General features: G+C 61.9%; 25 protein-coding genes and 1 tRNA gene. 2 read left to right on the forward strand and 24 right to left on the reverse strand.

Annotation, left to right across the window (positions count from 1 at the left end):
* Positions 1–165: 165 nt before the first annotated feature.
* Positions 166–576 carry a hypothetical protein gene (locus A0W34_RS12870; protein WP_050655779.1) on the forward strand — a complete coding sequence of 137 codons (411 nt, stop codon included), beginning with the start codon at positions 166–168 and terminating at the stop codon, positions 574–576.
* 88 nt (positions 577–664) lie between these two features.
* On the opposite strand, the gene A0W34_RS12875 is transcribed toward A0W34_RS12870, so the two are convergent.
* The 24 genes from A0W34_RS12875 to A0W34_RS12995 form a co-directional block, all read right to left on the reverse strand.
* A complete protein-coding gene (locus A0W34_RS12875; RefSeq protein WP_081558800.1) occupies positions 665–2,290 on the reverse strand; it encodes an ABC transporter permease in 1,626 nt (541 codons plus the stop codon).
* The gene (locus tag A0W34_RS12880; RefSeq protein ID WP_051649609.1) at positions 2,287–3,078 is read right to left on the reverse strand and encodes an ABC transporter ATP-binding protein; all 792 of its coding nucleotides are present in this window, start codon (positions 3,076–3,078) and stop codon (positions 2,287–2,289) included. Before A0W34_RS12880 ends, A0W34_RS12875 begins: the two co-directional genes overlap by 4 nt.
* Before the next feature lie 120 nt (positions 3,079–3,198).
* A tRNA-Cys gene (locus A0W34_RS12885) sits at positions 3,199–3,269 on the reverse strand.
* Between the two features lie 104 nt (positions 3,270–3,373).
* A complete protein-coding gene (locus A0W34_RS12890) occupies positions 3,374–4,000 on the reverse strand; it encodes a class I SAM-dependent methyltransferase (RefSeq protein WP_081557775.1) in 627 nt (208 codons plus the stop codon).
* Between the two features lie 20 nt (positions 4,001–4,020).
* A complete protein-coding gene (locus tag A0W34_RS12895) occupies positions 4,021–4,737 on the reverse strand; it encodes a hypothetical protein (protein WP_081557776.1) in 717 nt (238 codons plus the stop codon).
* Complete coding sequence (locus A0W34_RS12900) at positions 4,734–5,318, reverse strand: RNA polymerase sigma factor (RefSeq protein WP_007735137.1); 585 nt, start codon at positions 5,316–5,318, stop codon at positions 4,734–4,736. The genes A0W34_RS12895 and A0W34_RS12900 overlap by 4 nt, the downstream gene beginning before the upstream one ends.
* A 30-nt stretch (positions 5,319–5,348) precedes the next feature.
* A complete protein-coding gene (locus tag A0W34_RS12905; protein ID WP_007735138.1) occupies positions 5,349–6,032 on the reverse strand; it encodes a lysoplasmalogenase in 684 nt (227 codons plus the stop codon).
* Positions 6,033–6,036: 4 nt separating this feature from the next.
* On the reverse strand, positions 6,037–7,632 hold the full coding sequence (gene nuoN, locus A0W34_RS12910; protein WP_081557777.1) for an NADH-quinone oxidoreductase subunit NuoN: 1,596 nt from the start codon (positions 7,630–7,632) through the stop codon (positions 6,037–6,039).
* Positions 7,629–9,233 (reverse strand): NADH-quinone oxidoreductase subunit M, encoded by a 1,605-nt coding sequence (locus A0W34_RS12915; RefSeq protein WP_064444520.1) that lies wholly within the window; start codon positions 9,231–9,233, stop codon positions 7,629–7,631. The genes nuoN and A0W34_RS12915 overlap by 4 nt, the downstream gene beginning before the upstream one ends.
* Positions 9,227–11,119: an NADH-quinone oxidoreductase subunit L gene (nuoL, locus tag A0W34_RS12920; RefSeq protein ID WP_081557778.1), complete on the reverse strand. Its 1,893-nt coding sequence runs from the start codon at positions 11,117–11,119 to the stop codon at positions 9,227–9,229. The genes A0W34_RS12915 and nuoL overlap by 7 nt, the downstream gene beginning before the upstream one ends.
* A gap of 1 nt (position 11,120) precedes the next feature.
* Positions 11,121–11,420: an NADH-quinone oxidoreductase subunit NuoK gene (gene nuoK, locus A0W34_RS12925; protein ID WP_003942238.1), complete on the reverse strand. Its 300-nt coding sequence runs from the start codon at positions 11,418–11,420 to the stop codon at positions 11,121–11,123.
* Positions 11,417–12,214 (reverse strand): NADH-quinone oxidoreductase subunit J, encoded by a 798-nt coding sequence (locus A0W34_RS12930; RefSeq protein ID WP_065352405.1) that lies wholly within the window; start codon positions 12,212–12,214, stop codon positions 11,417–11,419. Before A0W34_RS12930 ends, nuoK begins: the two co-directional genes overlap by 4 nt.
* Positions 12,211–12,768, reverse strand: a complete 558-nt coding sequence (nuoI, locus tag A0W34_RS12935; protein ID WP_003942192.1) for an NADH-quinone oxidoreductase subunit NuoI — start codon at positions 12,766–12,768, stop codon at positions 12,211–12,213. Before nuoI ends, A0W34_RS12930 begins: the two co-directional genes overlap by 4 nt.
* Positions 12,761–14,101 (reverse strand): NADH-quinone oxidoreductase subunit NuoH, encoded by a 1,341-nt coding sequence (nuoH, locus tag A0W34_RS12940; RefSeq protein WP_064112787.1) that lies wholly within the window; start codon positions 14,099–14,101, stop codon positions 12,761–12,763. Before nuoH ends, nuoI begins: the two co-directional genes overlap by 8 nt.
* Positions 14,098–16,527, reverse strand: a complete 2,430-nt coding sequence (locus tag A0W34_RS12945; protein WP_081557779.1) for an NADH-quinone oxidoreductase subunit G — start codon at positions 16,525–16,527, stop codon at positions 14,098–14,100. Before A0W34_RS12945 ends, nuoH begins: the two co-directional genes overlap by 4 nt.
* Positions 16,524–17,843, reverse strand: a complete 1,320-nt coding sequence (gene nuoF / locus A0W34_RS12950; RefSeq protein ID WP_065455665.1) for an NADH-quinone oxidoreductase subunit NuoF — start codon at positions 17,841–17,843, stop codon at positions 16,524–16,526. The genes A0W34_RS12945 and nuoF overlap by 4 nt, the downstream gene beginning before the upstream one ends.
* Position 17,844: 1 nt before the next feature.
* Positions 17,845–18,669 (reverse strand): NADH-quinone oxidoreductase subunit NuoE, encoded by an 825-nt coding sequence (gene nuoE, locus A0W34_RS12955; RefSeq protein ID WP_081557780.1) that lies wholly within the window; start codon positions 18,667–18,669, stop codon positions 17,845–17,847.
* Positions 18,666–19,997 carry an NADH dehydrogenase (quinone) subunit D gene (gene nuoD, locus A0W34_RS12960; RefSeq protein ID WP_007735150.1) on the reverse strand — a complete coding sequence of 444 codons (1,332 nt, stop codon included), beginning with the start codon at positions 19,995–19,997 and terminating at the stop codon, positions 18,666–18,668. The genes nuoE and nuoD overlap by 4 nt, the downstream gene beginning before the upstream one ends.
* Positions 19,997–20,659, reverse strand: a complete 663-nt coding sequence (locus A0W34_RS12965; protein ID WP_042922617.1) for an NADH-quinone oxidoreductase subunit C — start codon at positions 20,657–20,659, stop codon at positions 19,997–19,999. The genes nuoD and A0W34_RS12965 overlap by 1 nt, the downstream gene beginning before the upstream one ends.
* A complete protein-coding gene (locus tag A0W34_RS12970; protein ID WP_003942234.1) occupies positions 20,656–21,210 on the reverse strand; it encodes a NuoB/complex I 20 kDa subunit family protein in 555 nt (184 codons plus the stop codon). The genes A0W34_RS12965 and A0W34_RS12970 overlap by 4 nt, the downstream gene beginning before the upstream one ends.
* A gap of 80 nt (positions 21,211–21,290) precedes the next feature.
* On the reverse strand, positions 21,291–21,650 hold the full coding sequence (locus tag A0W34_RS12975; protein WP_003942165.1) for an NADH-quinone oxidoreductase subunit A: 360 nt from the start codon (positions 21,648–21,650) through the stop codon (positions 21,291–21,293).
* A 211-nt stretch (positions 21,651–21,861) separates the two neighbouring features.
* Positions 21,862–22,254 (reverse strand): Rv3143 family two-component system response regulator, encoded by a 393-nt coding sequence (locus A0W34_RS12985; RefSeq protein ID WP_198035708.1) that lies wholly within the window; start codon positions 22,252–22,254, stop codon positions 21,862–21,864.
* 181 nt (positions 22,255–22,435) lie between these two features.
* On the reverse strand, positions 22,436–22,870 hold the full coding sequence (locus A0W34_RS12990) for an SRPBCC family protein (RefSeq protein ID WP_003942203.1): 435 nt from the start codon (positions 22,868–22,870) through the stop codon (positions 22,436–22,438).
* 87 nt (positions 22,871–22,957) lie between these two features.
* A complete protein-coding gene (locus A0W34_RS12995) occupies positions 22,958–23,437 on the reverse strand; it encodes a toxin-antitoxin system HicB family antitoxin (protein ID WP_003942206.1) in 480 nt (159 codons plus the stop codon).
* 154 nt (positions 23,438–23,591) lie between these two features.
* Between A0W34_RS12995 and thyX the strand changes: the two genes are divergently transcribed.
* On the forward strand, positions 23,592–24,344 hold the full coding sequence (thyX, locus tag A0W34_RS13000) for an FAD-dependent thymidylate synthase (protein WP_003942250.1): 753 nt from the start codon (positions 23,592–23,594) through the stop codon (positions 24,342–24,344).
* The last annotated feature ends 37 nt before the right edge of the window (positions 24,345–24,381 follow it).

Consider the following 24,381-nt stretch of genomic DNA (forward strand, 5'->3'; position numbering starts at 1 on the left):
CCCCGTTTGAATGCCGGGTTTGTTAGCTTTCTGCCTGTGACGCGACGTCACGGAAAGTTCACGAATCACGGAGGATCATCATGGGTTCTATTTCAACGATCATCGGAATCTTCGAGCTCTACAAGCTTCTCGAGCCGCTGCTGAGCTCGCTGAGCTGATTCAGGTGTGATTTCGCTGTCGAGCCGGGGCGCCGAGGGACTCGGCTCGACAGCGGATCTCGAGGATCCGGCGCGATCAGGACCCGTGGAACGGATGTCGGCACCGGCAGAATTCCATCGCTCCGGTGTAGTGGTCCATCACCAGGATTTCTGCACACCGAGCGGGCTGCGGAGCGAACCTGAGGCAGCGCTCGATCCACCCACGCTCCAGCGAAGGGGCGGGGTGCGCGCAGTTCCCGCATCGGCCGGGACGTTCGGCGACACGTACGGAACCGTGGTGCTCCGGGGGCATGCCAAACATCTTGGTGGTGCGATGTTTCCAGGGCAATGGTTCGGCTCGAGCGGAAGCTATGTCACGAAAGCCCGGCGGCGATATCCGAGGACCGAACCCGTTGAGCTGCGCTACCTGGATCCCTGATAATGCGATTGCCCAGACTGAGTTTTTTTGGTGCAAGTTGCGGCTACTGCGCTGACGCCCAGAAATTCTCGGACTATCTGGGCAACGATCATGTGGTGGTAACCGCGAACAGAATCCGATCCGGCTCGCGTTGCATACGGGTGATCGCGACGCGGCCCCCGATCCAAGCACCAAGTGCACCAATCGCAACAGCGACAGGGATGGCGAAATAGTTCACCGGGTTCGGTAGCAGCGCCCCGAGTAGAACGCCGGGCGCCGTTGTCGCGGCGAAGATGACGATGGCGAGGATGATCAGTCCGAAGGACGAGCCGTTGAAGGACCCGCGGGTGTTGAAGGAGAACGTCTTCTTCATCTCCGGAACCGGGTAGGGCGCTTTGGCGGATATCGCCACTACCAATCCTGCACCGACTCCCATCATCGAAATGCCGACGGCGAGCGGCACGGCCAGTCGGTCGGTCCCGAGGTCCCCGAAGATCCGTACAGCAGCTGTTGCGACGACCACGAAGGGTGTCATCACGATTGCCCACGCGATTTGTCGGCCCCGGACGTCAGCGGCAGCGGCTTCGGGGATCATCACCAGATGCCAGATCGATGCGCCGTCGAATCCGTACAGATTCGATCCGGCTGCCATTGCCAGGTAGATCAGGAACCAGGCACCCCATGCGGCGGAGAAGGGGATCGATGACGAGATCAGCGGTCCGAAGCCGGAGACCAAGGTCATGATGGCAACGGAGAGCAGTTGTGTTCGTCGGCGCATGTCTCCGTGCCAGAGCGAAAGCTCGCGAGAGATGACGGTGCCCAGTCGGGATGCGCGCCAACCGGTTCGAATGTCGCGGCCCTGGTTCTTCAATTGCACGGAAGTGGCGCCCGCTGATTCTGCGACCTTCCCGTTGAAGTAGCGAACGACCAGGCGTTGCCATGACCACAGCAGTGCGAGATCGACCAGCACCAGGGCGAGGACTGCTCCGGCGGCGAGGAGCCAGGCGCCTCCTGCTGCTGCGTCGACACTGGTGATTCCCCACGCGAACGGGATCGAATGCGCGATCGTGAGCGGCCACGTGACGTCGCCGTCCACGACCGTGCCGAGGTGACTCTGCAGCGGAAATTGCAGCAGATACAGTCCGCCGAAGAACGTGCCGAATGCCAACAGTCCCAGTTCGCGGCTGCGACGACTCCGCAGGAGCTGCGACATCGCCAGCATCGCGACCCGTGAGGTGCCGACAATGAGCAGGACCGTTGCGGGCCAAGCGATAATGGCCAATGGCAGTGCGGCAGGGTGGTGTGTAGCGGCATAAATTGGAATCGCTGCTGCAGCCAACGCGGTAATCGGCACGGTCATACCGACCAGCGACGTCGAGAACAGTGCTCTGGCGAGTCGGACGGGTTCCAGGGGGAGTAGTTGGAAATGTCTGGGGTGAAGATTGTCATCTGACAGACCAGACATGATCGGCATCAAGATCCACATCACGCCGATAGCCGAAAGTGCGAGACTGGTTGTGCCGCTGACGAGATCGGGAGAAACACCGTTCTTTCCCGAAGCTCGTAGGCACAGTAGCGCTGCCCCCAGAACCCCGAACAACGCTGCAATGACCTTGATTACAGCTCTTCCACCGGTGAACTGACGTTTGTAGAGGGTCATGCGCATGCGGAGAACAGTGCGCCACACAGAGACCGACGGGTTCCAGCGTGTCGGTGACAAGCTGGTGGTGGTCATGCGCGCATCCATGACAGTCCGTCGGGACTGGGACTGCGGCTACCGACAAGGCGAACGAATGCCTCGTCGAGAGTGTTGCCTGCGCGCACCTCGTCGACCGTTCCTGAAGCCACGACGCGACCGTCTGCGATGACTCCGATGTGAGTACACAGTTGTTCGACAAGGGCCATCACGTGACTGGAAAGAATGACCGAGCCACCTGAGTGGACGAACGAGAGCAGAATGCTCCGAATTCCGGCCGAAGAAATGGGGTCGACAGCTTCGAACGGCTCATCCAGTACCAGTAAGCGAGGGCCGTGCAACAAGGCCGAGGCCAACCCGATTTTCTTCGTCATGCCCGCTGAATAATCGGCGATGACCGTTCCACCTGCATCGGCGAGATCGAGCGCGGCCAACAGTTCGTCGCGTCGTGACGCGATGACGTCCTCTGGCATACCGCGCAGGCGTCCGAAATAGGTGAGTAGTTCATGGCCGGTGAACTGCGCGGGTAGCGCCAAACCGTCGGGTAGGACGCCGAGCAGACTCTTCGCTGCCACAGGGTCGTTCCACACGTCGTAGCCGTACACCAGGCTGCGACCGTAGTGCGGGCGAAGCAATCCGACAGCCATCGACAATGTGGTCGTTTTTCCCGCACCATTCGGCCCAACCAGACCGAACAACGAACCTGAGGGCACCGCAAGAGAAAGGTCGTTCACAGCAACTTTCGCACCGAACGCCATGCAGAGGTGTTCCACTTGCAAAGCCATCGGTCCGGGAGGTAACTGTCCTGTCTCGGGGAGAGGGTGCATCGATCGAGGGTAACTGTCCGGAGCCATGTGCGCGGAGACGGAGCGGAGCGATGCAGGCTGCGTGCACCGAATGTCATTCCTAGGTGAGGGTTGCGACATGAGTCGCTGGTTCGCAAGGGGAGCGGATGGCAGGAGTCGAACCTGCGTGGACGGTTTTGCAGACCGCTGCCTTGCCGCTCGGCCACACCCGCATTGATCCAATTATGTTCGTAGTGAACAACAGTCGCCACCATTGTGATCAGGGTGAGTTGATCGCTGTGTGACGGATCGCAGGGACTGCGGGGGAAGTGCCGGGTCAGGCGCGGGAGAACACCGCGACCAGGAATTCGGAATCCTCCTTGAACGGGCGAAGATCCCACGTGGAGAGCAGCAGATCAGCCTCGAGGCCACTCGCGGTCGCGTCGGCGAGAAACTCGGGGAACTCGTAGCCACGGCCGGCACCGAATCCGATGACCACTCGGCCGCTCGGAGCGAGATGACGAGCAAATCCTGACAATACTGCTTGCCTGGTGGACGGCGCGAGAAACGCCACCACGTTGCCTGCCGACACGATGACGTCGAAATCTGCCTCGACACCGCGGGCCGGCAGATCGAGTTCGGCGAGATCGCCGACAAGCCACGTCGGTCCGCGGTGGTCTTCTTCTGCGGCAGCGATGAGAACCGGGTCGACATCGACTCCGACAACCACATGCCCGACGTCGTGCAGATAACCGCCGAGTCGGCCAGGCCCGCACCCTGCATCGAGAACCCGGCCACCGCGTCCGAGCATCGCGTCGATCAAACGTGCTTCCCCGACAATGTCCTTGCCGTCCGCTCTCATGGAACGGAAACGCTCGACATATCGTGTGGAATGCGTCGAGTCGGCTGCAGTGATCTCTTCCCACTGGCTGGGGATGCGCTCGTTCGGGGCGTGTGCAGTCATCTTTCGAGGGTACCGACAGCTCACCGGGTGCCGACGACCGTCCCGTCTGCGGCATATCCGACGAGGGTTGGACGAGGGGACGTGAGCGACAGGGGAATCCATCCGTAGAAGCGGTCTTCGGCAAGAATTGTCGGATAGATCTGGCCGTCTGTGGTGTGAAGTTCGGCTCGGACAGCACCTCCCGCTCCTGCGTCGTAGGTCGCCTCGTGCGGACCGGCCTCGTACCCGGCGCCGCCCCCGAATGAATCTGCGCCGTACAAGTCAATTGATCTGCAGCCGTGTCCGAGGCCGATGAATTTCGACGGACCAACCTTGTCGATGTCGGCTGACGCCTCGAAAACCGGGGCGACGCACCTCCAGCCATTAGCGCCGTGGGCGACAAAGACGCTGAACAAGGTTCCGTCAGGTCCGGGAATGGACCCGACCCGCTCGGCGGTGGACGGATCTATTCCGCCGTTGGTTCCCGGCATCGTCTGCCAACCCGAGTACATGTCGGTGAACGCTTTCGGCATCATCCCCGTGGCAGCGGCGCAGCCCACCACCACTGCTGCGCAGATCGCCGCGACGAGAACGATGGCACCGACGCGACGGCGTGGAGCTTTGGTTGCCCCAATGTTGTTTTCGGTAGCCATGATTCGGGTGCGTGCGGCATCTTGGACGTTCTCGGGCCAGAGTTCGGCGGAAACCGTATCGCTCGGCCGCAGCTTCTCGAGCGTGGTGAGCGGATCTTTGGTCATGGGGTACTCCCGTGTTCGGCGGCAGCGCAAGGTCGGGCGGTGTTCATCGGGATTACGGTGTCGGATTCTGAAGTCAACCCGGCGCGCAATCGACGCCGAGCGCGAAAGAGACGAACATGCATGGCCGGAACCGAACACCCAGCGACCCGCGCGGCTTCGGTGGCGGTCAACCCGTCCCAGGCAGTCAGGAGCAGGGCTTCACGTTCGGTGACGGTGAGTGTTGCCAGTGCTTCGAGCAGTTCCGTGCGTTCGGTGACAGTGACGTCGGCGCCCGGCGTCGATGCCGCAATCTGCTCGATGCGTCCCATCTTCTCGGTGAGCGCGTCAAGGCGCCGAACGCTGCGACGGTTGTTGTTCACGGTGTTTCGAGCCACCACCAACAGCCACGGCAGTGCCTGGTCGGGCACTTCGTCCAAGCGTCGCCAGGCAACGAGGAACGTCTCGGAGACAACCTCCTGCGCGCTGTGATGATCAACGTGGCGACAGGTATACGCGAACACCCGACCGGCGTAGGCGTCCCACAGGGCGGTGAACCGCTCTTCGCCGCTCGGCGGTGGCTGTTCCTCGGATTTCGGGGTCATATGAAGAGATGTCCGGCTGGTTGCTGATCCTTACAGCCTCTGAGCTAATGGACGGTTTGGCGTGTTACTCCGGCCGAGAACTCCCACTGTCAGAAGCAACAGAGCGAGGATGTACAGCGTCATGATCCAGATGCCCGCAGCGGCGGGCTGCCACTTGTTCGCCTGGCCGAGCAGGATGAGGGCGTCAGAGGTGAGGAACAGCGCGCCGCCGATACCGGTGATCGAGTTGTACGTCAGTGCGGTTGATGCGGTTCCCACCAGTATTGCGGCGTACACGGGGACGGCAATTCGAAGTTCAGGTTCGAGACCGGTCCAGGTGTACGACACAAGAGCGATCCCAGCGACGGTGTAAGCGCACAGAAACCATGGCCGCCTTCGTATCTCCCGAAGCGCGCCGTGTGAGAGAAAGAATCGGATGAAGCAGAGGTGACCGATCGCGAAGGCTGCCATCCCGATGACAAACGTGGTCTCCCAGATCAGGAACAAATCTCCGAAAGCACAGGCAATCAGCGCAGCAGCAACAATTCGAGGTCCGCGTCGGGCGACAACCCAGGCAGCCAGAATCGGAGCGAGCATGACCTTGGTGATCCCGTCCCAGGGCGCAGCATCAGCGGCATTGAGGATCAGATGGACAATCGCTACCGCTGAAAACACGACGAACCATGGGGCCCGGATGATGCTCGGCAGCCCGGGGTCGAGGTCAGATTCACGCATCGGCTCAGTGTAGGAAGTCCGCTGCACGCTCGGCGAGGTCGAGCGCCGGCTGGGGGAGTATGCCGAGGATGAGCGTGACACCGGCGCCGAGGCCGATCACGCTGCTGGTCAGTGCACTCGGCACCACGACGGTCGGAGCGTCTGCGGCCGATTCGGTGAAGAACATCAACACGATCACTCGCACGTAGAAGTACGCGGCGATCGCGCTGCACAGGACGCCGACGATCACGAGAGGTGCGGCCCCGCCCTCGGCTGCCGCGCTGAACACCGCGAACTTTCCGATGAACCCACTGGTCAACGGGATCCCGGCGAAAGCCAGCAGGAACAGTGCAAAGACAACTCCGACCAATGGTGAGCGCCGGCCCAACCCGGCCCAGCGCGAGAGCGTCGCGACCTCACCGTCTGCGTCCCGAACCAGACTCACGACGGCGAACGCGCCCACGGTGCTGAATCCGTAGGCCAGAAGGTAGAACATCGCCGAGGCCAGGCCGGCGTCCGAATCCGCAACCACAGCGGTCAGAATGAATCCGGTGTGCGCGATGGCCGAATACGCGAGCATCCGCTTCATATCGGTTTGCGTCACAGCGACGATCGATCCGACAACCATCGTGAGAATCGCGACCGCCCACATCAGTGGACGCCAGTTCACGTACTCGTTGGGCAGAGCCACATAGAAGACACGAAGGATGGCACCGAATGCGGCGATCTTGGTCGCAGTAGCCATGAAACTGGTGATCGGCGTCGGCGCCCCTTGATAGACGTCGGGAATCCACGAATGGAACGGCACGGCACCGACTTTGAACAGTAATCCCACGGCCACGAGTGCTGTCCCGAGCCACAGGAAGGCGTCGGTACCCGACCCGCTGCGAGCTGCGTCGGCGATACCGGAGAGCGTGACCGTCCCGGCATGGCCGTACAGCAACGCAATTCCGAAAACGAAGAACGCCGACGAAAATGCCCCGAGCAGAAAGTACTTGAGCGCAGCTTCCTGGGAGAGCAGGCGACGTCGGCGTGCCAGACCACACAGGAGATACAGAGGCAGTGAGAACACTTCGAGCGCAACGAACATCGTCAGCAGATCGTTGGACGCGGGAAAGAGGAGCATGCCGCCGACAGCGAAGAGGGTGAGCGGAAAGACCTCGGTCTGGGCGATACCCACCTTCACTGCTTCTTGCTCCGCAACACTTCCGGGGACGCTCGACGCTTGAGGGGTGAAACCGCCGAGCGCGTCGTGTTGCGCGATCACCTCGGCGGTGTTGCCCGAGCCTCGCTCGGCGATCAGCAGTACTGCGGGGATCGACACGAGAAGGATCGTGGCCTGCAGGAAAAGGGTCGGACCGTCGACCGCTACAGAACCCATCATCGCCGTCGACCGCGTGCCGGCGAGCAGAAGCACTGCCACGAATGCGGCCGCCAAGCCTGCGACACCGAGGACGAGTTGCACGGGGTATCGAAAACGCCGGGGTGCAAATGCCTCGATGAGTACGCCCACAACCGCAACACCGAACACGATCAACATTGGCGAGAGCAAGCTGTATTCGACACTGGGTGACGCCGTGCCGGCTGAGCCGAGGACGGTCACGTCGTTGAAGGAACTCATTTGTGGGCACCTCCTTCGTGGTCGGCGACGAGCGGGGTCGGAGCCTCGTCGACGACCGTATGGCTCACTGCAGGAGTGATGACGTCCAAGGCAGGCTTGGGGTAGATGCCGAGAAGCAACAGGAGTGCGATCAGAGGGGCGACCACCACGAGTTCGCGTCGAGCGAGGTCGCGGATCGTTCCCTGCTCTTCCTTCACAGGTCCGCCCATCATGCGCTGGTAGAGCCAGAGTATGTAGATCGCGGACAGGACAAGCGCGGCAGTCGCCGCGATAGCGGCCACGTGGTATCGCGAGTACGTCCCGATCAGCACCAGGAACTCACTGATGAACGGCGCGAGACCCGGCAGCGACAGCGTTGCCAGCCCCGCAACGAGGAATGTGCCGGCAAGTACGGGTGCAACTTTCTGGACGCCGCCGTACGCCGCGATCGATCGAGTACCTCGCTGCGAGACGAGGAATCCCGCAATCAAGAACAGAGCCGCAGTGGAGACTCCGTGATTGACCATGTACAGCGCGGAACCCGCCTGGCTCTGGCTGGTCATCGCGAAGATTCCGAGAATGATGAAGCCGAAGTGCGAAATCGACGTGTAGGCGATCAGTCTCATGACGTCTGTTTGCGCGATCGCCAGTATTGCGCCGTAGACGATCCCGATAACGGCGAGCGTGATGATCCACGGTGCAAAGGTCGACGACGACTCCGGGAACAGTTGCAGGCAGTAGCGAATCATCGCGAACGTGCCCACCTTGTCCACGACCGCCATCATCAACACTGCTGTCGACGGAGTCGATTCCACCGCGGAGTCCGGCAACCAACTGTGCAGCGGCCAGAGCGGTGCTTTCACCGCGAACGCGAACATGAATCCGAGGAACAAGGCGTTGAGCACCCCGGGTCCCACACCGAGTTCACCGCTGTTTGCCGCTGAGGCGATCGCCCGGAAGTCGAAAGTGCCGCTGGCGAAGGGACTCTCGTCGCGCGTGGTGACCACATACAGGCCGATGACCGCAGCGAGCATGACCAGGCCGCCGAGGAGATTGTAGAGCAGAAACTTCACGGCTGCGCGAGATCTGCCCACTCCGCCGAACCCGCCGATGAGGAAATACATCGGTATCAGCATGGCCTCGAAGAAAATGTAGAACAAGAGAATGTCCAAGGCGCTGAACGAAATCATCACCATGGACTCGACAACAAGGATCAGCGCGAAATAGGTGTGCGGCATTCTCTTGGGTGATGCCGGGTCTGCCGGGACGTCGTTCCAGCCCGCGATCAGGAGTAACGGCACCAGCACGGCGGTGAGAAGAACCAGAACGAGTGCGATCCCGTCGAGTCCGAGTGTGTAGCTGGTACCGAAAGCCGGTATCCAGCTGTGGCTTTCGACAAATTGAAATTGTTCGCCGCCGCGGTCGAACGCAACTCCGAGAACGGCGGCGACCACCAGGACTGCCACGGACACAGCCAATGCGAGAGACTTCGCAAATTGGTACGACCGTGCCGGCAGAGCGAGGACTACACCCGCTCCGATGAGCGGAAGCAACCAGAGCACCGTCAGCGCAGGGAAGCCGGTATTGGTCACAGAGTCGCTCACCGCCGCTTCGATCACCACAGTGTCACCGCCATCATTGTCGCGACCACGAGTGTTGCTCCGACAAACATCACCAGCGCGTACGAGCGAACAAACCCGGTCTGTAGCTTCCGCGTGAGCGCGGACAGCCCGGTGACGACCACCGCAAAGCTGCCCACGACGCCGCCTATTCCCTTGGTGTCGAACACTTCCAACGACTTGGTGAGTTGTTGTCCAGGCTTCATGAACACCGTCTCGTTGAAGGCGTCACCGTACAGATCGCGGCGAGCCGCACCGGTCAACGGTGAAACCGGAGTCGGTGCCACAAGTGGAATCTCCCGGGTGGCGTACTCGCGATACGCAATCGCGACGCCGGCGGCAACTGCGAGCAGCGCCAGCGCGGTGATCGACCATGCGGGTATCGGCGGTTCGACGTGATGTGAGCCGACAACCGGTTCGAGCCAGTTCTGCAAGCTGGACCCGATGGTCAGGAGCATCCCGGCGCCGACGGACCCCACCGCCAGGATGATCATCGGAGACGTCATCACTGCCGGAGATTCGTGAGGTTTCTGGTTCTCCCAGCGGGCCTTCCCGAAGAAGGTCATCAGCATCACGCGGCTCATGTAGAAGGCAGTGAGGGCCGCACCCAACAGGGTGACGATGCCCAGCACAACACCCTTGACGCCACCCTCGCCGATCGCAACCTCGATGATCTTGTCCTTGGAGAAGAACCCGGCAAACGGCGGAACACCGATGATGGCAAGGTATCCGAGCCCGAACGTGACAAAAGTCAGTGGCATGAACGCTCGAAGTCCGCCGTAGCGCCGCATGTCGGTTTCGTCGTTCATCGCGTGCATCACCGAACCCGCGCCGAGGAACAGGCCCGCCTTGAAGAATCCGTGGGTGATCAGATGAAGGATTGCGAAGGCGTATCCAGCTGGTCCGAGGCCCGCCGCCAGGACCATGTATCCGATCTGACTCATGGTCGACGCGGCGAGCGCTTTCTTGATGTCGTCCTTCGCGCAGCCGATGATCGCACCGAACAGCAGCGTCACGGCACCGACGATGACAACCACGAGTTGAGCGTCGGGTGCGAGATCGAAGATCGGATTGGCGCGCACGATCAGATAGACGCCGGCCGTGACCATCGTGGCCGCGTGAATCAGAGCCGAGACGGGGGTGGGGCCCTCCATCGCGTCGCCGAGCCACGACTGCAGTGGCACCTGCGCGGACTTCGCGCATGCAGCGAGGAGGAGCATCAGGCCGATCGCCGTCAGGACACCTTCGCTTGCACCAGACGCGTCGGCGAAGACGCTGCTGAACGAGAGCGAGCCGAACGTGCTGAACATCAACATCATCGCTATCATCAATCCGATGTCGCCCACCCGATTGACGACAAAAGCCTTCTTGGCAGCGGTCGCCGCCGACGGCTTGTGCTGCCAGAAACCGATCAGCAGGTACGACGCCAAACCGACGCCTTCCCAGCCGACGTAGAGCCCGAGGAAGTTGTCGGCGAGCACGAGGAGCAGCATCGCAGCGAGGAAGAGATTGAGGTAGGCGAAGAACTTACGACGCTCGGGGTCGTGCGCCATGTAGCCGACCGAGTAGATGTGGATCAGCGAACCTACACCGGTGATGAGCAGGACGAAACACATCGACAGTTGATCAAGCTGCAGTCCGAACTCGACCTGAAGACTGTCGACCGGGACCCAACTGAACAGGTGCTCGGTGACGGTGCGGTCGGCGGTGTCGCGGCCGAGCATGGCGATGAAAAACACCACTGCGACGACAAACGACGCGAGTGCCATGACGCAGGCGAACAGGTGGCCCCACGCGTTCGTGCGACGACCCGCCAGCAACAGGACAGCGGCGCCGCACAGGGGCAGGGCGGGGAGCAACCAGATGGCGGACGTGATTCCTCCTGACATGTCAGTACTTCAGCAGGTCTGCGTCGTCGACGGATACAGAACGCCGAGATCGGAAGATGATCATGATGATTGCCAAGCCGACGACTACTTCGGCCGCAGCTACCACCATCGTGAAGAAGGCGAAGATCTGGCCGTCCAGATTGCCGTGCATGCGCGCGAAGGTCACGAATGCCAGGTTCGCGGCGTTGAGCATCAATTCGATACACATGAACACCACGATGGCGTTGCGTCGCAGGAGGACTCCCGCAGCCCCGATGGTGAACAACAGGACCGACAGATACAGATAGTTCTCTGGATTCATCGCTGCGTTTCCTCGCCGGTATCGGGATCCGGGGATCGCGGAGTGAGGGCGCTGCTGACGGAGAGGGTCGAGAACGTTCCGTCGGGCAACAACGCCGGCATGTCTACTGCGTTGTGACGTGCGTACACGCCGGGACTGGGGAGGGGAGTGGCCGAGCCCTTGTCGGGATTGCTCTCATCGCTGCCCAGGTACGCGAATCGTTGCTGCGAGAGTTCGCGTTGGCTGAGCGTGGATCCGATCTTCTCCCGATGCGCGAGCATCATCGCGCCAAGTGTCGCCGTGATCAGCAGTGCGCCGGTCAGTTCGAAGGCCCATACGTAGCGGATGAAGATGAGATCGGCGAGAGCGTCGATGTTGCCCTGGTCGAGTCCGGTGAATCCGGTGAACCCCGAGATCGACGCATTTCCGAGGCCGCCGATAAGGAGTAGCCCGAATCCGACGCCGATCACGATCGCGCTGACGCGTTGTCCCCGTAGCGTTTCGACCAAGGAGTCCGAAGAATCCACGCCGACCAGCATCAGGACGAACAGGAACAACATCATCACTGCGCCGGTATAGACGACGATCTGGACGACACCGAGGAACAGTGCGCCCTGCACGATGTAGAAGACGGCCAGGATGATCATCGTCATTGCAAGGAAGAGCGCAGAGTAGACGGCCTTGGGGGCGGCGACCACACCCAAAGCGCTGATCACCGCAAGGGTTCCGAGGATCCAGAACTGCACCGCCTCGCCGGTGGAGGTCGATGTCATCGTTCCCTCCGCCAGGATCGTAGTCGTGACCGCCGCGATCATTTCTCGGTCTCCGGGTTCGGCTCTTGCTCGGGTACTGCCTGTTCGGGAGCTGCTGTGATGTCGCCGCGGTAGTAGTCATCCTGAGTTGTGCCGGGACGCAGCGCGTGTGGTGGCGCTGCCATGTCGGGTTTCAGGGGCGCGAGAAGGCGGTCCTTCTCGTAGATCAATCCGGCTCGGTTGTCGTCGGTCATCTCGTACTCGTTGGTCATGGTGAGAGCCCGAGTGGGGCAAGCCTCGACGCAGAGGCCACAGCCGATGCACCGCAGGTAGTTGATCTGATACACCCGCCCGTAACGCTCGCCGGGGGAGAACCGTTCTTCTTCGGTGTTGTCAGCACCCTCGACATAGATCGCGTCGGCGGGGCAGGCCCAGGCACACAGTTCGCAACCGATGCACTTCTCGAGTCCGTCCGCATACCGGTTGAGTTGATGGCGACCGTGGTATCCGGGCGCGGTGGGGCGCTTCTCCTCCGGATAGAACTCGGTCTCGGGCTTCTTGAACATTGTCGAGAGCGTCACTCCGAAACCCGCGATAGGTCCGAGGAAATCAGGCATGGGAGTCCTCCGATGTGTCGGAAACATCTGTCCGCCGCGGCGGTGGCACATTCTGACCCGGTAGTTTTCGGGTCGGCAGCGTTTGACCAGGTAGGGGTGGAACCGGGAAGCCGCCCGACATCGCATCGAAAGGCCGGGTCCCCGAATCGGGCACCAACGCGGCGGTTCGGCGTCGGCTGCGGTAAGTCCCGGCCAACACGATCAGGAGCGCAGCTCCGAGAACCAGTGCGACGCAGAGAAGTACGACCCAGGTGTTGTAGCCCTCGTTGCGGAACGCACGAACGGTCGCGATCACCATCACCCATACCAAAGCTGCGGGGATCAGAACCTTCCAGCCGAGATTCATGAACTGGTCGTAGCGCAATCGAGGAAGCGTGCTGCGCAACCAGATGAAGACGAAGAGGAAGCCCCACACCTTGGCGACAAACCACAGCACCGGCCACCAACCGGAATTGGCGCCGTCCCACAGGTTGAACGGGAACGGTGCGTGCCACCCGCCCAGGAACAGTGTCGTGGCCAGAGCGGACACCGTCACCATGTTCACGTACTCGGCCAGCATGAACATCGCGAACTTGAGTGAGGAGTACTCGGTGTGGAACCCACCCACCAGTTCACCCTCGGCCTCGGGAAGGTCGAAGGGAGCCCTGTTGGTTTCGCCGACCATGGCTGTCACGTAGATCAGGAAGGACGGCAGGAGGAGAAAGACGTACCAGGCACCTTGTTGGGCGCTGACGATGCCGGACGTGGACATCGTGCCGGCGTAGAGGAAGACTGCGGCGAAGGACAGCCCCATTGCTACTTCGTAGGAGATGACCTGCGCGGTCGATCGAAGTGCGCCCAGTAGTGGATACGTCGATCCGGACGACCAGCCGGCAAGCACGATCCCGTACACACCAATTGAAGTTACGGCGAGGATGTAGAGAACTCCGACCGGCAGATCGGTCAGTTGCAGGGGTGAAAGGGTTCCGAAGATCGACACCTGCGGACCGAACGGGATGACGGCAAAGGCCATGAACGCGGGCACGACTGCGATGACGGGCGCGAGGAGATAAATCGGTTTGTCGGCGCCGGTCGGTGTGATGCCCTCCTTGAGGGCGAGCTTGATTCCGTCAGCGAGACTCTGGAGCATTCCACGGGGGCCGACGCGGTTCGGTCCGACGCGCATCTGCATGCGTGCCATGACCTTTCGTTCCGCGTAAATTGCCACCAGCGGTGTGAGTACGAGGAACACGAAAATGGCGAGAGCCTTGCCGATCACCAACCACCACGGGTCGTGCCCGAACGCCGACAGGTCGACCGGAGCTGCCACGGTCCCGTATTCGTGGGTGGTCATTGCGCTCCAGCCTTCGCAATCTTCACCACGGAACCCGCGGTAACGCAGAGCGTTTCGTAGATCGTGCTACCCGGTGAATTGAGTGGGAGCCAGACTGTTCGAGGCGGGAGTTCGGTGATCTCCAACGGTAATGTGATGGAACCGGATTCAGTCGACACCGCAACGTGATCGCCGTTGTCGGCGCCGATCTCGGCAGCGGTCTCGGCAGACAAACGTACGAGTGGGAGCCGTGCCGTACCCGCCAGGTTGGGCTCGCCGTCTTGCAATCGGCCGTTGTCGAGCAGCATTCGCCAACTCGACAACACTGCCTCGCCCAGTGCCGGTGTGGGCATGGTGCCTGACGGGACCTGAGGCGAGGTGGGGCGCGATCCGGACCACGCGCCGAGGCGGTGTATCTCCGAGCGTGCGGAATCTGCGTCGGGTAGGCCCAGATCGATGCCCATCTCGGCTGCGATCGCGTGGAGAACGCGCTGATCCGGCATTACTCCTGTCGTTCTCAACGCGGTGTCGAACACGCGCTCGCGGCCTTCCCAGTCGAGGAAGGTTCCGGGCTTCTCGGCGACCGGTGCCACCGGGAAGACGACGTCGGCGAGTTCGGTGACTCCGCTGTGACGGATCTCCAAACTCACCACGAACCCTGCTGCTTCGATCGCGGCCCTTGACTTCGCCGGGTTCGGGAGATCACTCAATTCGACGCCGCCGACAAGAAGGGCAGCAGTCGTCTGCCCCGGATCCAGCAGACTCGCGGCGTCGCGCCCGTCGGATGCCGGGATGGAGACCCCCCACACTGATTCCACCTCCTGACGTGCTGCCGGGTCCGCAACGGGGCGTCCGCCGGGAAGCAATCCCGGTAGTGCGCCGGCCTCGACGGCGCCGCGATCACCAGCGCGGCGTGGGACCCAAGCCAAACAAGCTCCTGTCGCTTCGGCGAGACGTACCGCCGCGGCGAAGCCGCCCGCCACCTCACTGAGTCGTTCGCCCAACAGGATCACTGCACCGGGCTGCCGGAGGAGCTGGCCCTCCTCACTGCTGGGGTGTGACAACGAATCCATCAGAGCTGCTTCACTTCCGGGTACGGTCCGAAGCAAAGAGCCGCCCATCTTCTGCAGGCCGCGCGTAGCGAATGGCGCGCTGGAGAGCACCGTCGTCTTGCCGAAACGTGCGGCCTTGCGTAGCCGCAGGAAGATGATCGGTGACTCCTCCTCGGGCTCGAGAGCTACCAGCAATGCGGCCGGGGCCGACTCGAGGTCCTGGTACGTTACCGACTCTTCGAGTGTGCGGCCGGCGACGTGTGCTGAGAGGAAACCTGCCTCTTCGGCAGAATGAGCACGGATTCGGAAGTCGATGTTGTTGGTAGCGAGAGCAACTCGCGCGAACTTGCCGTAGGCGTAGGCGTCCTCCAAGGTAGAGCGTCCGCCGACGAGTACGCCTGCGTCACCGCGGGCCTGCGCGAAGGATCGCGCAACGAGGTCGAGTGCCATGGGCCACGACGCCGGAATCAATTCGCCGTCAGCGTTGCGGATCAGGGGAGTGGTGATCCGATCACCTTGGGTCGTGTAGGTGAATGCGAAACGGCCCTTGTCGCAGTTCCATTCCTCGTTGACTTCGGGGTCGTCCCCGGCGAGACGGCGGAGAACCTTTCCGCGACGGTGGTCCGTGCGCTGAGCACATCCGTCGGCGCAGTGTTCACACACGCTGGGGCTGGACACCAGATCGAACGGGCGCGCCCGGAATCGGTATGCCGTACTGGTAAGCGCGCCGACCGGGCACACCTGGATGGTGTTGCCCGAGAAGTAGGACTCGAAGGGCTCGTTGGCGTAGATCCCGACCTGTTGAAGCGCGCCGCGCTCGAGGAGATCGATGAACGGGTCGCCGGCGATCTGGCCCGAAAACCGTGTGCATCTGGCGCAGAGGACGCAACGCTCGCGGTCGAGGAGGATTTCGGACGAGAGTGGGATGGGCTTGGGGTAGGTCCTTTTCTCCTCACCGAACCGGGATTCGGTGCGACCGGTCGACATCGCCTGGTTTTGAAGCGGACACTCGCCGCCCTTGTCGCACACGGGGCAGTCCAGAGGGTGGTTGATGAGCAGGAGTTCCATCACCCCGCGCTGCGCCTTCTCCGCCACCGGTGACGTGAGCTGTGTGGTGACGACCATTCCGTCCGCAACCGGTGTCGTGCAGGACGCCACCGGCTTGCGTTGACCTTCGACCTCCACGATGCACTGTCGGCACGCCCCGACCGGGTCCAGAAGAGGATGATCGCAGAACCGCGGAATCTGTGTGCCGATCATCTCTGCAGCGCGAATGATCAACGTGCCCTTGGGTACCTGGAGTTCCCGGCCGTCGATGGTGAGGGTGACCAGATCAGTGGGCGGTGCCGTGTCGTTCTTGGTGGCGTCGTTCTTGGTAGCGTCGGCTGCAGTCATGAGACGAACGCTCCTGTCGCGAGAACGGACCGGCGAGGATCGAAAGGGCATCCGTTGCTGTCGAAATGCGCTACGTATTCCTCGCGGAAGTACTTCAGGGAGGACATGATCGGGCTGGTCGCTCCGTCGCCCAACGCGCAGAAGGATTTTCCGAGGATGGTGTCCGAGATGTCGAGAAGTTTGGTGAGATCAGCTTCAGTACCTGTTCCGCCTTCGAGTCGCCGCAGGATCTGCACCAGCCAGTACGTGCCTTCGCGGCACGGCGTGCATTTACCGCAGGATTCGTGGGCGTAGAACTCGGTCCACCGCAGCACCGCGCGCACGATGCAGGTTGTGTCGTCGAATATCTGCAGTGCCTTGGTGCCGAGCATCGATCCCGCCGCGCCGACACCCTCGTAGTCGAGTGGGACATCGAGATGTTCGTCGGTGAAGATCGGAGTCGAGGATCCGCCGGGAGTCCAGAACTTGAGGGTGTGCCCGGTGCGAACGCCGCCCGCGTAATCGAGAAGTTCTCGCAACGTGATGCCGAGCGGCGCCTCGTACTGGCCGGGAGTGGTGACATGACCAGAGAGCGAGTACAACGTGAACCCCGGCGACTTCTCGCTTCCCATCGACCGGAACCACTCCGGGCCGCCCAGGACGATCGACGGCACACTCGCGATGGACTCGACGTTGTTGACGACGGTCGGGCAGGCGTAGAGGCCGGCGACGGCGGGGAATGGCGGCCGCAGTCGAGGCTGACCGCGTCGTCCCTCCAACGAATCGAGGAGGGCTGTCTCCTCACCACAGATGTACGCGCCTGCTCCGGCGTGCACGACGAGATCCAAGTCGTATCCCGAATCGAGGATGTTTCGGCCCAGGTATCCGGCCGCGTAGGCCTCGGCCACAGCGGTCTGCAGACGTCGCAGGACCGGGACCACCTCGCCCCGGACGTAGATGAACGCCTTGGCCGCTCGAATTGCATACGCCGCGATGATGACTCCCTCGACCAACGTGTGTGGGGTCGCCATCATCAACGGCATGTCCTTGCATGTGCCCGGTTCGGACTCGTCGGCATTGACGACGAGATAGTGGGGCTTGCCGTCTCCTGGCTTGTCTTCGGTGCTCTGTGGGATGAAACTCCACTTGAGGCCCGTCGGGAAACCGGCGCCACCGCGCCCACGAAGGCCCGCGTCCTTGACCGTTTCGATCACGGCGTCTGGGGACATGGCTAGCGCTTTGCGTAGGGCTTGGTAGCCGTCGTGACGAAGGTAGCTGTCGAGAGTCCACGAGTTCGGTTGATCCCAGTAGCGACTCAGGACGGGGGCGAGTGTCATGTCACTTCCCTTCGCCGGGAGCGTCGGCTGCTGAGGCCGAGCCGGGTGGGTTGTAGTCGTGAGATCGGCTGATACGCAGTCCGGCAAGAGTTGCCCCGCCGATTGTTTGTGCTTCGGCTGCTTCGATTCGCGTATCCGGGAACCCGGCCAAGGTACGTGCGGTCTGTCGGAACGAACACAGTGTGGCACCGCGACTGGGTGTCACGCGCTCTCCGGCGCGGAGCGCATCGACGAGTGAGCGCGCCGATTCCGGAGTCTGGTTGTCGAAGAACTCCCAGTTGATCATCATGACGGGGGCGTAGTCGCACGCCGCATTGCACTCGATGTGTTCGAGGGTGATCTTGCCGTCGGACGTCGAGATGGAGTGTCCGCCTTCGTCTCTGGAGCCTGCTGACCCGAGATGCTCTTCGAGTGCTGCGAGGATGTCGTCTCCGCCCATGATCGCGCACAGCGTGTTGGTGCAGACTCCGACCAGATACTCACCCGTCGGACCACGGCGATACATCGAGTAGAAGGTGGAAACGGCGGCAACCTCGGCGCCGGTCAAACCCAGCTTGGCACTGCAGAAATCGATCCCGGCCGGGGTGATGTACCCGTCCTCGGACTGCACGAGATGAAGGAGCGGCAGGAGGGCTGATCGACTGGTGGTCGCCGCGGCGTCAGGCTCACGGTAACGAGCGATGACGGTTTCGGCATCGGCGTCGAGTCGGGCGAGTACGTCAGGCGGATAACTCGATCGTGCGCCAGGGCGTACCAGTTGCGTGGGCTCGTCCGGGCGCGGCCCGAGTTCGATGAACACCCGTGACGAGCCGTTCGGGCCGGTCATCGGTCCACTCCGCCCATGACGGGATCGATACTGGCAACCGAGGCGATCACGTCGGACACCATGCCTCCCTCGCACATCGCCGCTACCGCTTGAAGGTTGGTGAATGACGGATCCCGGAAATGGACGCGGTACGGCCGGGTTCCCCCGTCGCTGACCATGTGCACACCCAACTCGCCACGCGGGGACTCGACGGCGACGTACACCTGGCCGGGCGGCACGCGGATTCCTTCGGTGACCAGTTTGAAATGGTGAATCAGACCCTCCATGGACGACTCCATGATCTTGGCGATGTGCTTCTGCGAATTGCCGAGGCCATCCGGTCCGACAGCGAGATCGGCAGGCCAGGCGATCTTCTTGTCGTCCACCATGACCGGCCCCGGTTGCAGTTTGTCGAGGCACTGCTCGACGATCTTGAGGGACTCCTTCATCTCCTCGACACGGATGACGTACCTTCCGTAGCAATCGGATCCGTCGTGCGTCACGACGTCGAACTCGTAGTTCTCGTAGCCGCAGTAGGGCTGCGCTCGACGCTGATCGTGGGGGAGACCCGTGGCGCGTAGGACCGGCCCCGTCACGCCGAGCGCCATGCAGCCGGTGAGGTCGAGATATCCGATTCCCTGGGTGCGGGCTTTCCAGATTGAGTTGTCGCTGAGCATCAGTTCGACGTCACGCAACCGTTTCGGTAGGACCTTCAACAGTTCTCGTACCTTCGCGACCGACCCGTCGGGTAGATCCTGAGCGAGACCACCAGGTCTGATGTAGGCGTGATTCATCCGCAGTCCGGTGATCGTCTCGAACACGTCCAGAATCAATTCGCGTTCGCGGAATCCGAACAGCATCGCCGTCACGGCGCCCAGTTCCATTCCACCGGTTGCCAGGGCGACAAGGTGCGACGAGATACGATTGAGCTCCATCATCATCACGCGAATGACGGTGGCTCGCTCGGGAATGTCGTCGGTGATGCCGAGAAGTTTTTCGACTCCGAGGCAGTACGCGGTTTCGTTGAAGAACGGTGACAGGTAGTCCATTCGAGTAACGAAAGTGACGCCCTGCGTCCAGTTCCGGTATTCGAGATTCTTTTCGATTCCGGTGTGCAGGTAGCCGATTCCACACCGAGCTTCCACGACTGTCTCACCCTCGATTTCGAGAATGAGGCGCAAGACGCCGTGAGTGGACGGATGCTGCGGGCCCATGTTGACCACGATCCGTTCGGCCTCGCCGGTTCGCTGGCGAGCGGCCGCGGTGACGATGTCGTCCCAGTCCTGACCCGATGCTGTGACGACGGTTTCCGTCGTGGCACCGGAGTTGCTTCCTGTCGTCTCGTTCATCAGTTGTACGACCTACGCTCGTCGGGTGGAGGAGTCTGGGCGCCCTTGTACTCGACCGGGATACCGCCGAGCGGATAGTCCTTGCGCTGTGGGTGGCCCTTCCAGTCGTCGGGCATCTCGATACGGGTCAGGGCCGGGTGACCGTCGAAGACGATCCCGAAGAAGTCGTAGGTCTCACGCTCGTGCCAATCGTTGGTGGGGTATATCCCGACGATGGACGGAATATGTGGATCGGAGTCCGGCACGGACACTTCCAGTCTGATCCGGCGGTTGTGCGTGATCGAAGCAAATGGATATGCGGCGTGGAGCTCGCGACCGGTGTCCTGCGGATAGTGGACTCCATCGACACCCAGGCAAAGTTCGAAGCGCAGTTCCGATTCGTCACGCAGTCTGCGCGCGACCTGCGGGAGGTGAGACCGTTCGACATGCAGCGTCATCTCGTCTCGAAAGATCACTACCCGCTCGATTGCATCGGTGAAAGTGCTGCCCGCGCTGCGCAATGCGGCATCCAAGGAGTCCGCAACTTCGTCGAAGTATCCACCGAACGGTCGAGAGGCCTTGTCCTCTACTGAGATCGGCGGGGCGAGCCGGCTGTAGCCCGAGGTGTCACCACTGCCGCGGACCCCGAACATCCCCCTCGATCCGTTGTTGCCCGCGGTCATCGCAGAAGCCCCTTCATGTCGATGGTGGGGGTGGATGCCAGTGCGGCGCGCTCGGCTGCCGCGCGTGCCTCTTCGCGGTTCACGCCGAGGGGCATCTCCTGGATCTTTCGGTGCAGTTCGATGATCGCGTTCAGGAGCATCTCCGGCCGCGGCGGACAGCCGGGCAAGTAGATGTCGACCGGCACGATGTGGTCGACGCCCTGTACCACTGCGTAGTTGTTGAACATACCGCCGGACGACGCACACACACCCATGGCCAGAACCCATTTCGGCTCGGCCATCTGGTCGTAGACCTGACGAAGTACCGGCCCCATCTTTTGACTGACCCGTCCGGCCACGATCAGAAGGTCTGCCTGTCGCGGCGACGCGCGGAATGCCTCCATGCCGAACCGCGCCAGGTCGAAGCGACCTGACGTGGTTGCCATCATCTCGATCGCGCAGCACGCGAGCCCGAAGGTGGCAGGCCACAGTGATCCTTTGCGGGCATACCCTGCCAGGCCCTCGACAGTGGTCAGTAGAAATCCGCTGGGGAGCTTTTCTTCGAGACCCATATCCGACTCTTTTCAGTCGTAACAGCTGCGGTGTGACCGGTTTTGTCTGACGTATGTGTGCTGTACCTGTGTCCGCTGGCCTAGTCCCAACCGAGACCGCCTCGTCGCCATTCGTATGCGTATGCCACCGAGACGTTGACTATGAAAAGGCCCATCGCCGCGAGGCCGAACAAGCCGAGCGAATCGAAATGCACCGCCCACGGGTAGAGGAAAACGATCTCGATGTCGAAGATGATGAACAGCATTGCCGTCAGATAGAACTTGACGGGAAACCGCCCGCCACCGGCGGTACGGGGTGCCGGTTCGATTCCGCATTCGTAGGCTTCGAGTTTCGCCCTGTTGTACCGCTTCGGGCCGACCACGGACGCGAGAACGACCGACACCACAGCGAAGGCCATCGCGATGACCCCGAGGACGAGAATGGGGATGTAAGCGTTCATGTCACCCGAACTCCTCTCCGCTGTGCGGATGTCCGCCCAGCCCGAAGGTGCCGTTCGATTTCGATACTGCCAGCAATTCGATACTTATGTGACCTGCGACACCCACACTAGGGGAGGCCTCCGACATTGGGTTCGTTTTCGGGGTGCCGAGTTTCGCTCTCGAAAGTCCGAAGTAGTCGGCGCCGCAACGAATCACCGCTGCAACGGGTGCTCACTGGCTCAGTTGTCGACGCAGAAGCGCGATGACGGTGGAAGCAAGTTCGATCGGATCTATCGGCTGCGGCACTGAGGCTTCCGCTCTCGACCACGACGCCAGCCACGCATCGTCGGGTCGACCGGTCAGTACGAGGATCGGTGGACAGTCGGCGATCTCGTCCTTGAGTTGTTTCGCGACGCCCATGCCGCCCGCCGGACTCGCCTCGCCGTCGAGAATGGCGAGGTCGATTCCGCCGGCATCGAGCTTGGCTACGACGATCGGTGCCGTCGCGACCTCGATGTAGTCGATGGTGGGCATCGACGGATGTGGGCGCTCTCCGAGAGCGAGCCGAACTTGCTCGCGCGTGTGTGCGTCGTCGCTGTAGACGAGGATGCGCACGGGTGCCATGGAGTTGGGTTCTGCGGTCTCGGCGGACACGCGGCCGACGTTACTCCGGGCGGTCCCTGGCTACCGGCGAATCTTCAACATCGGCAGGGACTTCCGCGAAAACACAGCTCGGCTTCACGGCAAACGGCCCCTACCCGGCGATGAACGCCGGAAGTAAGGGCCGCCTGAATTGCGTGTGCGCTCAGAAGTTTTCGACGAACTTCGTCAGGCCCTTGCTCGCTGTTTCCAGCGCCGTCTTCTGTGCCTTCTTCACCAGGAAGCCCGGCAGCGGGATCTTGGGATCGATGGTCAGTTCGAAGGTGACTTTGGTTCCACCGTCGGTGGGAGTCAAGACGTACGAGCCGTCCTGCTGGTTCTGCTGACCGCTCTCCACGAGGGTCCAGGTCACCTTCTCGTCGCCCTCGAAGGTGTAGTCGACTACCTGCTCGTCGTTGATTCCCAGAATGGACACGGCCATGCGAACGCGATGGGGGCGACCGTCGTCGTGGGTGCTCTCGATGGTGATCTTCTTGTGTGCAGACGACCATTCCGGCAGCCGATCGACGGCTGCTACGGCCTTCATCACCGTTTCCGGATCAGCCTTGATCTCGAATTCCTTGACGCCCGAAACGGCCATGAACGTGCTCCTTCTCGCCTTGCGGCAACGGTTCGTGATTACTGCAGTTGCGCAATTAGATCATTCGGTGATCGGGTTGGCGTCGAGCTAGTCCATGCCGTTCTTGCGCATCTGGTCCCGCAATGCGCCCTGGACGGCTTGTGAAACCCACGAGTTGAGGGAGACTCCGTTCTGATTGGCGGCCTCCTCGGCGCGGGCTTTGATCTGCTCCATCATCCTCAACGTCACCCGGCTGATATCTCCGCTGACGTCGTCGAACGAGTAGGTTGAGTCCTTCTTCTCGTCGTCTGCCTTCTCGTTTGCACCTTCGCCGCCGGTCGAGTTCGGCGGGCGAACGACGTCGACCAGTAATTCGCTTCCGTCGAGATTGACCTTGACCTCTCGGTCGCCCAGCTTCGCCCCGATCTCCTTGGCCAGTTCCGTCGCCGCGGCCAACAAGACCAGGCGGACCGAGGGTTCGATGGCGGCGGACAACGACGCCGCAATCCGGCGCGTGTGATCGTCGCCGAGTTCGGCTGCAGTGGCGAGGTCGTTCTGCAGCTTTGCGGTGTACTCCGAAATGTCCATGACACCACAGTGACGTCAAAAGTGACGTCAGTCAAGGATGTGATGACGTCACTCGGTATCGAGGGCGGTCGACCGCTATAGAGTTGCCCAGCACCTGAGGCGAACGGCGCCCGGGTTTCATGCTGGTCGTTTCGTGCTTGTCGAGGAGTGGGTTGTGCCGAACACGGTGTCACTGAAAGTGCAGTTGGTGGCGAAGTCCGAGTTCTTCCCGCCCGAGGACATTCCGTGGGAGACGGACGCGGATGGTGGCGAAGCGCTGGTCGAGTTCTCCGGTCGAGCCTGCTACCAGAGTTGGTCCAAGCCGAATCCGCGAACCGCAACCAACGCCGGATACCTGAGGCATCTGCTCGAGGTCGGACACGTTTCGGTGCTCGAGCATGCGACAGTGAGCTTCTACATCACCGGTATCTCGCGCTCGTGCACTCACGAATTGATTCGTCACCGGCACTTCTCGTACTCGCAACTCTCGCAGCGATTCGTCCGTGAGAACGATGCAAACGTCGTCGTGCCTCCTGCTGTCGAAGGTGATCCCGAGCTCGAAGCACTGTTTCTGAATGCCACCGACGAAAGCCGTCGCGCTTACGGGGAACTGCTGACTGCCCTCGAAGGGAAACTGCAATCGGTGCCCGGTGCCCCGATGCGGGGCAAGCAAGCCAGGCAGGCTGCGCGCTCGGTGCTGCCCAACGCCACCGAGACGCGCTTGGTCGTGACCGGAAACTATCGGGCCTGGCGGCACTTCGTCGAGATGCGTGCCACCGAACATGCGGATGTCGAGATCCGGCGAGTCGCGGTCGAGTGCCTGCGTCAGCTTCGTGATGTCGCGCCAAATGTGTTCGGGGACTACGAGATTCTTCGCGGAAGCGACGGATCGGAAATTGCCGTCAGCGCATTTGCGGCCGAGTCGTGACTCGTGTGCAGAAGTAAGAGCTGAACCGGGTAACCTT

Source organism: Rhodococcus sp. BH4 (assembly GCF_002079265.1).
In the GTDB taxonomy this organism is placed as follows: domain Bacteria; phylum Actinomycetota; class Actinomycetes; order Mycobacteriales; family Mycobacteriaceae; genus Rhodococcus_F; species Rhodococcus_F qingshengii.